Origin of the sequence: Vibrio genomosp. F10 str. 9ZD137, from assembly GCF_049974785.1 — a bacterium.
Taxonomy (GTDB): domain Bacteria; phylum Pseudomonadota; class Gammaproteobacteria; order Enterobacterales; family Vibrionaceae; genus Vibrio.
This window is the reverse complement of the sequence record NZ_JBNGCJ010000258.1, coordinates 1-5,896: the sequence shown is the minus strand read 5'-3', so window position 1 is coordinate 5,896 and position 5,896 is coordinate 1. Positions and strand designations below refer to the sequence as shown.

General features: G+C 42.6%; 4 protein-coding genes and 1 pseudogene. 1 reads left to right on the top strand and 4 read right to left on the bottom strand.

Annotation, left to right across the window (positions count from 1 at the left end):
• The 4 genes and pseudogenes from ACP45E_RS04245 to ACP45E_RS04230 form a co-directional block, all read right to left on the bottom strand.
• A pseudogene (locus ACP45E_RS04245) lies at positions 1 to 360 on the bottom strand (ABC transporter substrate-binding protein); the annotation flags it as partial.
• Between the two features lie 68 nt (positions 361 to 428).
• On the bottom strand, positions 429 to 1,997 hold the full coding sequence (locus tag ACP45E_RS04240) for a response regulator (RefSeq protein WP_017038443.1): 1,569 nt from the start codon (positions 1,995 to 1,997) through the stop codon (positions 429 to 431).
• Positions 1,994 to 3,130: a sensor histidine kinase gene (locus ACP45E_RS04235; protein WP_017038444.1), complete on the bottom strand. Its 1,137-nt coding sequence runs from the start codon at positions 3,128 to 3,130 to the stop codon at positions 1,994 to 1,996. The genes ACP45E_RS04240 and ACP45E_RS04235 overlap by 4 nt, the downstream gene beginning before the upstream one ends.
• 248 nt (positions 3,131 to 3,378) lie before the next feature.
• The gene (locus tag ACP45E_RS04230) at positions 3,379 to 4,677 is read right to left on the bottom strand and encodes a DEAD/DEAH box helicase (RefSeq protein ID WP_017038445.1); all 1,299 of its coding nucleotides are present in this window, start codon (positions 4,675 to 4,677) and stop codon (positions 3,379 to 3,381) included.
• A gap of 227 nt (positions 4,678 to 4,904) precedes the next feature.
• On the opposite strand from ACP45E_RS04230, the gene ACP45E_RS04225 reads away from it, so the two are divergent.
• A partial coding sequence (locus ACP45E_RS04225) for a DEAD/DEAH box helicase (RefSeq protein ID WP_069584728.1) occupies positions 4,905 to 5,896 on the top strand: 992 nt, incomplete at its 3' end.

Below are 5,896 nucleotides of genomic sequence, written 5' to 3'. Positions count from 1 at the left end.
AGCCCAAGGAACGAGCGTTAACATCTGTGATTCATTGATAAACTGACGATATTTAATCAATGGTGGTGAATGCATTCCTGAGATATACACTAACCCATTAGGGTCTTTTGAAAAGCGTTCCATATTTTTTAGACTACGAAGCGAATTCCCACGATGATCTAACACGACAAACTCTACCGGAACACCACCAATTTGATCGCCAACTTCCGAAAACGCGACACGAACCCCCTGTTCAATTGATCGTGCTGATTCAATATGCCCTGTTCTATCGGCATCTAAATAGACTCGAAATACGTTGGGTTCGGCAGCAAATAGAGCGGAACAATATACAGTGAGTAAAACCAGCAACCATTTAGTCATAATAACCATTCCATTTCTTATTCATTACCTATCATCAAGGGGAGAGGGTAAATGAAAATAGTCGAGCGTTAGCATTCAGGATCTTTAAGCTCTTCTTTTATATTTAAAAACTGCGCTTTATTTTGCAAAAACAACTCTACCAGTTTTGGATCAAAAAACAGCCCTGATTCGGATTCAATGTAGTCAAATACTTTTTCAATTGACCAAGCGTCTTTGTAAACACGCTTTGAACACAATGCATCAAAAATGTCCGCCAGCGCACAAATCCTTCCATAAATAGGGATGTTTTCACCACTTAAACCGTTAGGGTAGCCATTGCCATCCCAGCGTTCATGATGCGTACCCGCTATGATTGCACCCGCATCCAATAGCTCTAGTTCAGAACCCTGTAGCATCTGCTGACCAATTTCAGCATGAGTTTGCATGATCGCCCACTCTTCTGCATTTAACTTAGCGGGTTTATTTAAAACGCGGTCTGGAGTGCCTACTTTACCAATATCGTGCAGTGGCGACGCAAATAAAATGGTTTCGCATTGCTCTTCATTCAAACCATACAGCTGTGCCAACAATTCACAATAACGGGCAACTCGTTTAACGTGATAACCGGTTTCATTCGAACGGCTTTCTACCACTTCGGTTAATCGATAAATCACCTCTCTTTGAGAGTTTTTCATTTGCTCATTCAGGTCAATATTTTTCAATCCCACCACTAAGTTCTCGGTAAACACTTCCAGTAAATGACGATCGAGTTGCCCCAACTCTCGTCCCGTGGCGATATAAAAAGCCACCGCATGATTGTCACTTTTACAGTAAATAAGAATTTCTTCACCATCAAAAACCGAACCATTATTTTGTCGAGACTTAGCGACTAGACACTGAAACGGTAGCTCTTCTAAACACGTGTATTTATCCTGCGTGTTTTGAAACAGACCCGTCCCACAAATGACATCTACCTTACTTTTTCCATCTTGATTTTGAGTACCAGAAACTTGGGCCTTGGTCATTGGTGTTAAGTCAATCAGCATGGTGTCGTTGACATTAATAAGCGTAATAATTTGATCGAGCGCAGCTTTTGAAAACGCGACAAAACCCAATTTATCCATCACATTTTTGGTCGCAATGACCACTTGCTCCATCCCCATCTTGCTTTGCTCAAGAATCATAATGTGTTGATAGGCTCGCAAAGCGGTAAGTGTTGTGGTGTAGAGTTTCTGCGCTGTCAATTCCGTTTTGGCTTTGTAATCATTAATGTCATAGTCTTTAATCACTGATTGCTCTGGCGATTGACCTGGTTGGCCTGTTCGCAACACGATTCGAACATTGAGATCACCGTGCTCATCTCGAATCCATTTTGCTAACTCTAACCCAGCGTGATCCGTTTCCATAACCACATCAAGCAGCACCATTGCTATGTCATGATTGGTTAGAAAAGCGCTTTCTCCTTCTTTGGCGGAATACGCACTAATAAAGTTCAGCGGTCTATTTTCAAATTCAAAGGATCGCAATGCCATCTTGGTGACGCGATGAATCTCTTCATCATCATCGACAATCAGTACGTTCCAGGGTTTTTGAGGCACTTTATCCTGCGCTTCTTCTTCATCGGCAAAAAAATCATCATTAAACAGATCATCGCTCATTGATTTACCTCGATTGGCAGAATGATATTAAATTGAAGGCCCGACGGCTTTACGTGGCTGACTTCCACTTGGCCATTTTGTTGCTTGATAATATTGTAGACAATATTCAGGCCAAGCCCGGTACCACCTTCCTCTCTTTTGGTGGTAAAAAAAGGGTCAAACAATTGAGTGAGTATCGTGTCGTCTACCCCGCTACCTGTATCAAAATAGCAAATGTGTATGTGTCCGTTTTCACGTTTAGCGGTAATTTCAATGCTGCCTTTATTGCCTTTATCAAAACCATGAATAAGCGAGTTATTGACGAGGTTCGTCATGATTTGATTCAGTTTCCCTGAACATGTTCTAAACACCAGATCACTATCAACATTATTCACAAAAGTGACGGGCTTATTTTTGAGTTTATGATGAAAACTGTTTTTGATGTGGGTCACCGTCTCTTTCAAATTCACATCAAATATGGAATCAATAGTTTGTTCTACCGCGATTTGCTTGAAGCTCTTAATTAAGTCGCTGGCCCTCATCAAGTTATCTTGAATGATTTCTCCGCTTTCTAACGCGCCCTCTAAAAAGTCTTCCAGCTGCGACTTTTTCATCGTCTTATTGTCATACCGTTCGATAATGGATTTGGTTTCCAATAATAAGTGTGATGCTGCGGTGACCCCTATGCCAATCGGTGTATTGACTTCATGAGTCACGCCAGCCACCAACGCCCCTAAGGAAGCCAGTTTCTCTAACTCTATAAGTTCTTTTTGTGCTTTCTCCAGAAGTCGTGCTTGCTCATTGAACGTCAAGTTTTCCTTGTTGCGAATGGGTTGGATACTCTGCTCATTTGAAGGTGTGGGTGTGACTATGTTTAAGCGGTAAAAATAAAGACCGTCGATGCAGGTGACTTCCGCTAGGTTCATAGAAAAACCGCTGAAGTCGGGGGAGTTTAATTGCTCAGGAGTGAGGTTTGAAAGAAACCTCACGATATCTAAAGCACCTTGATCTAAAGTGCCTTGATCTAAAGCGTCTGGCGAAAGTGTCTTCAATAGCCCTTTACTTTGGCATACATAATTTTGTTCAGGATGATAAAGCACCAGCAACTCTGACGAGCCAGAGCAATACTGTTCAGCCCAATTTGAAACGCTCATAAGCACCTACACGTTTTGTTTACTATTTAATTTAGTTCAAGCAGACACTTATTTCTAATTAATGAGTAATTTGTTGCTTAACTTTTTCCTACGCTATTTCTAATCACCTTCTTTCTGTGATTGGTATAAGCCTCATTTTGTAAGTCATGACCGAATTAGAAGTATAAAAAAACGCCGAAGATAATAGTCTTCGGCGTTTTTGATTTGAACTTAGCGCTTTTAAATATAGGGTTTAAAACGTAGAACCGCTATTTCTTTAGGCTTGCAGGCTTGTTTTTGTTCACAATCATCTTGCGCAATCTTGCTCGCTTTTCTGCTGAGCCTTGATTGGAGTCAGATGGGTTGTTTGTTCTTGTTTTGCGATTTTTAAACGCCGGTTTGGAGTGCATTTTTTCCAACAGCGCATCACGATTCTTTGGCTCATAACCTGCTTGCTCTACTCGATAAATCGTATGACCTATCAACGACTCAACTTGCTGCAGTGTCAACTCTTCTTCACGGCTTACAAAGGAAATGGCATGCCCTTTTTGACCAGCACGACCAGTGCGGCCAATGCGATGAACGTAATCTTCTGCCAAAAATGGCATGTCGAAGTTCACTACGTGAGGCAAGTCTTTAATATCTAGGCCACGCGCTGCAACGTCCGTTGCAATCATCACGCGAGCTTTGCCTTCTTTAAATTCTTCCAGGGCTCTTCTACGGGCACTTTGTGCCTTATCGCCATGGCATAACACGGCTTTAATGCCATCGAGTTTTAACTCTTTTAACAGCATATTGGCAGTTTCTTTGTAGTTAACAAATACCAAGACTTGTTTCCAGTTTTTACGACCAATCAGCTCTGAGAGCATTTCACGTTTTCGCTCTTGATCAACTGGGTAAACAACATGTGCAATGGTCTCTGCTGTCACATTTTCTCTGGCGACAGAAATGCGTTTTGGCTGGCGCAAAATTTCGCCTGCCAATTTATTCATTTGTGGCGAGAACGTCGCTGAAAAGAGCATAGTTTGAGGCTTAGTTGAGATTCCGCCCATAATGGTTTCAATAGAGGAGATGAAGCCCATATCGAGCATGCGATCCGCTTCATCAAACACCAAGAACTCTAAGTTCACCAATGAGACGTTGTTATCATCTAAATGCTCAATCAATCGACCCGGTGTGGCAACTAATACATCAACACCTTGCTGGAGGCTTTTTACTTGCGATGACATTTTCGCCCCGCCGTATATCGCAGCAACAGAAAGATCGGTGTACTTAATGTAGTCTTCAATGTTTTGCGCAATTTGAGCAACCAATTCTCGTGTTGGCGCAAGAATAAGGGCTCTCGCTTGATGGCGATTCTTTGCTTTGGGCTTATCAAGCAATTGCTGAATGATAGGCAAAGAAAAAGCGGCGGTTTTACCCGTTCCCGTTTGGGCGTTCGCTAGAATATCGTGACCACGACGAGCATGGGGAATGGCTTGCTTTTGTACCGGTGTTAGTTTTTCGTAGCCGCACTCCGACAGTGCTTTCACAATTTCTGGCGCAAAATTCTGAGATGAAAATGACATTGTTGTGTTCCTAAAATCTGACGGCTACGACCACAAACAGCATAACCAAAAATAAGGCCGAAGATTATAGAGCAATACCCGTTAGAACGGCACTATTTTTGTGACTTCGACCTCTCATTGGATAAATTTCGCTCAGCAAAGGAGCAAAATGAAAACCAATAGGCCCCCTATTCTCTCTATGGTAAGGTTGCGGCCAGAATTTCCATATCGTTTATTGGGTACTGTGAATGCCATTTTCTCGCCTAACTTTGAGTTCGACTCTTATTCATGCTCTTCCTAGCTCGTTTCGTGCACCGACTGACATTCAATCACAGGCGATTCCTATCGCTTTAAAAGGGGGCGACTTACTTGCCATCGCTCAGACAGGAAGTGGCAAAACACTGGCTTACGGCCTGCCCATTATAGAAAAAGTACTTGAGATAGATATTCATAAAGCACTACTACCAAGCGCTATTATTGTGGTACCTACCCGTGAACTGGCGGCTCAAGTGACCACAGAGCTACAACTGATTGCCACCAATATTGCGCAATTGGATCAAACCCAGAGCGTTAAGATTGTCTCAGTGTGTGGGGGCATCGAAAAAGAAATTCAAATAGAGCAACTGCAACCGTCACCACACATCATCGTCGCCACACCCGGGCGCTTATTGGATTTGATTCAAACTCGTCACCTCGATGTAAGTGGTATTCATAGCGTCGTGTTTGACGAAGCGGATCGTTTGCTCGATATGGGGTTTTGGTCAGATATTCAAGCCATTAGCAATGCCCTGCCTAACAATCGACAAACGATGATGTTTTCAGCCACACTGCCCGATGAGCTCAAAGAGCGCCTTAATACTCAGTTAAAACAGCCTTCTTATGTCCAGGTAACGTTGGCCAACCAGGTCGCTGACAATATAGAAGAAAGGCTTTTCTTGGTGAACAAAGGCAGTAAAGCCAAGGCACTTATTCAACAGATACACAGTGAAGGTTGGCAACAAGTTTTGGTGTTTATTGGTGCAAAAGACAATGCCGATGCGCTGACAAAAAAACTCACGAAAGCGGGTATTGATTGTGCAGCACTGCATGGCAATAAAACTCAACAAGAACGTGAATACACACTTGAGCAATTCAAAAACAAATCCATACAAGTTCTCATTGCAACGGATCTTTTAGCCCGAGGAATTCACATTGATCATCTTCCTGTCGTCATAAACTTCGAACTCCCTTCCGATCCGAT